This is a genomic window from Marinobacter sp. UBA3604 (genome assembly GCF_002375325.1).
GTDB classification, from domain to species: domain Bacteria; phylum Pseudomonadota; class Gammaproteobacteria; order Pseudomonadales; family Oleiphilaceae; genus Marinobacter; species Marinobacter salarius.
On the sequence record NZ_DFMB01000024.1, the window covers coordinates 16,121 to 16,515 of the forward strand.

Annotated in this window: 1 protein-coding gene; it reads left to right on the top strand. The window is 63.8% G+C overall.

The window, feature by feature from the left end:
* The coding region (locus B2590_RS07150; RefSeq protein WP_286847914.1) for a contractile injection system protein, VgrG/Pvc8 family at positions 1 to 395 on the top strand (395 nt) is incomplete at both ends.

A 395-nucleotide genomic window follows, 5' to 3' on the forward strand; every position in this document is an offset into this window, starting at 1 on the left:
TACACCTTCAAGAACCCCGCCTACGCACTGATGCACGAACACCAGGGCGACAAACTGGACGGCCAGCGGGAAGACTACCAGCACTACGACTACCCCGGCCGCTTCAAGCAGGACGCCAGTGGCCAGCCCTTTACCGAAAGCCGTCTCGATGCCCTCAGGAACGACGCCGCCATCGCCGATGGCCAGAGCAACCGCCCCGACTTCACCGTGGGTGCCAAAGTCGAACTCACCGACCACGACAACCCACGCCTGAACCGGGAATGGCTGTTCACCAGCATCACCCACACCGGAGAACAACCCCAGGCCCTGGAAGAGGATGGCAACAACGGCGCCACCACCTACCACAACGCCTTCAACGCCATCCCCGCGGACCGCACCTGGCGGCCCCAGGTCGA